This window comes from Thermoactinomyces sp. CICC 10521, from assembly GCF_016055135.1.
Taxonomy (GTDB): Bacteria; Bacillota; Bacilli; order Thermoactinomycetales; family Thermoactinomycetaceae; genus Thermoactinomyces_A; species Thermoactinomyces_A daqus.
This window is the reverse complement of the sequence record NZ_JAECVZ010000074.1, coordinates 1-2,164: the sequence shown is the minus strand read 5'-3', so window position 1 is coordinate 2,164 and position 2,164 is coordinate 1. Positions and strand designations below refer to the sequence as shown.

At 53.7% G+C, this 2,164-nt stretch carries 2 protein-coding genes; both read left to right on the top strand.

What is annotated here, in order from left to right:
- Window positions 1-111 precede the first annotated feature (111 nt).
- A complete protein-coding gene (istA, locus tag I8U17_RS17990; protein ID WP_181735450.1) occupies window positions 112-1,335 on the top strand; it encodes an IS21 family transposase in 1,224 nt (407 codons plus the stop codon).
- A complete protein-coding gene (gene istB / locus I8U17_RS17985; RefSeq protein WP_033101634.1) occupies window positions 1,332-2,102 on the top strand; it encodes an IS21-like element helper ATPase IstB in 771 nt (256 codons plus the stop codon). Before istA ends, istB begins: the two co-directional genes overlap by 4 nt.
- Window positions 2,103-2,164 lie beyond the last annotated feature (62 nt).

Sequence of the window (2,164 nt, the reverse complement as noted above, 5' to 3'; positions counted from 1 at the left end):
TGTTACCGCCGGTCTATAATTGACCCAGGATCGCCGAAAAAGAATTGACCCACTCCCCGTCGAATAAATCCCCTTCGAATAATACCGCCAAATTTCTTCGGAGGGGGATCTATGTTAGGGAGTGGGACTGTGATTAAATTACACGAATTGAAGGCGATTGGCAAGAGTATTCGGGCTATTTCGAGAGAAACTGGACATGCCCGCAATACCGTTCGACGGTATCTTCGCACTCAGGGGCTTCCGGAGCGGAAGCCCCGCTCTAAGCGGCCATCCAAACTGGATCCCTTCAAACCGCTGATTCATCAGTACATGGAACAAGGCATCTTCAATTGCGAAGTTCTCTTTCGACTTCTTCAAGAGCATGGTTACCAGGGAGGCCGTACCATCCTCAAAGACTACATCAAAGCTTTCCGGCCTCCCAAACAGCTTCCCGCTGTTCAGAGATACGAGACGCGTCCCGGTGAACAAGCGCAAGTGGACTGGGGGATTTGTGAGTACACCGACCCGGAGGGACAAGTGCACAAAGTACCCGTGTTTGTCATGGTGCTCGGCTACTCTCGGGCGATCTACGTGGAGTTTGCCAAGCGATGCGACATTCACAGTTTCCTCCGCTGCATGGTTCATGCGTTTGAGTATTTCGGTGGGATTCCGGAGGTCATCCTAACGGATCGGATGAAAACGGTGATCCTGGGGATGGAGAATGACCGGAAACCGCGGTGGCACGCGCTGTTCGCCGACTTCGCGGCGACAGCGGGATTTGTTCCACGCGTCTGTCGTGTCCGGCGGCCCCAAACGAAAGGCAAGGTGGAGCGTAGCATCCGGTTTGTGAAAGAAAACTTTCTGCCTGGTCGGCGGTTTGTGGATCTGGAAGATTTGAACCGACAAGCAATCTCCTGGTGCGATGAGAAGAATCGCCGAATCCACGGGACAACCGGTGAACGGCCTTGCGATCGTCTGAAACAGGAAAAGCTGAAGTGCCTTCCCCCGAGAGAACACTGGAAGCCATATCTGTTGGAACGACGCCGGGTGAGCCAGGACGGATTTGTGAGCTACGACGGAGCGCGATATGGCGTTCCTTGGCGCTACAGTGGCCGGGAAGTCACCGTCTTTGAGAGAAACGGCCAGGTGGAGGTCCAGATCGGATACGAGTTGATATCCAGGCATGAAAAGACCACAAAGTCCAGAGAGATCCGAACTTGTCCCGACCAATACAAGGGGCTCACGCTTGCGCAGGGTTATCTGGTTCCACGCCCCCGTGCAACACAGATTCCCGTTCATGACGTGGAAGTTCGCTCACTTGAGGTGTACGAGCAATTGACAGGGGTGAGCCCATGACGGAACTGGAACAAGTCCGCTTTCGGCTCGAGGAATTGGGTCTCCATCGGGCTTCCGAGCTTCTGGATGTGCGGCTGAAAGCCGCACAACATGCACAGTACACATACCTGGCGTTTTTGGGAGAGTTGTTGGAAGCAGAACTGACGGAGCGAAAGCGTCGGAATCTCGAGGTTCGCACCAAATTGGCACGTCTCCCTTACCGGAAGAGCCTGGACGACTTCGACTTCTCTTTTCAACCCAGCCTCGACGAAAGATTCGTCCGGGAACTGGCCACCATGACCTTCGTTCAGCGGAATGAAAACCTGATCCTGCTCGGACCACCGGGCGTGGGAAAAACGCACCTGGCCATTGCGATGGCCATAGAGGCCATCGCCAAAGGACTCTCCGTCTACTTCGTGAGTCTGACGCATCTGGTTGAAGACCTCCGCAAGTCTTATGAGGAAAACCGCTTGGACAAACGGCTCAGAGTGTATATACGGCCCAAAGTTCTGGTGATTGATGAAGTGGGCTACCTCCCCCTGGATAGCTTGGCAGCCAACCTGTTCTTTCAGGTCGTCGGTGCCAGATACGAACGTGGAAGCATTTTGCTTACCAGCAATAAAAGTTTTGGGGAGTGGGGAGAGCTTTTGGGTGATCCGATCCTGGCAACTGCGGTGTTGGATCGATTGCTTCACCATTCACACGTATTGAATATCCGTGGACAGAGTTACCGATTGCGTGAGAAGCTGACGAGTGGAGTTTACGGGGAACCTTCAAAGGCTAAATGAGGCACCGGGGTGGGTCAATTTTAAACCGGCTGAAGTGGGTCAATTTAATCCCGGCGTTGACA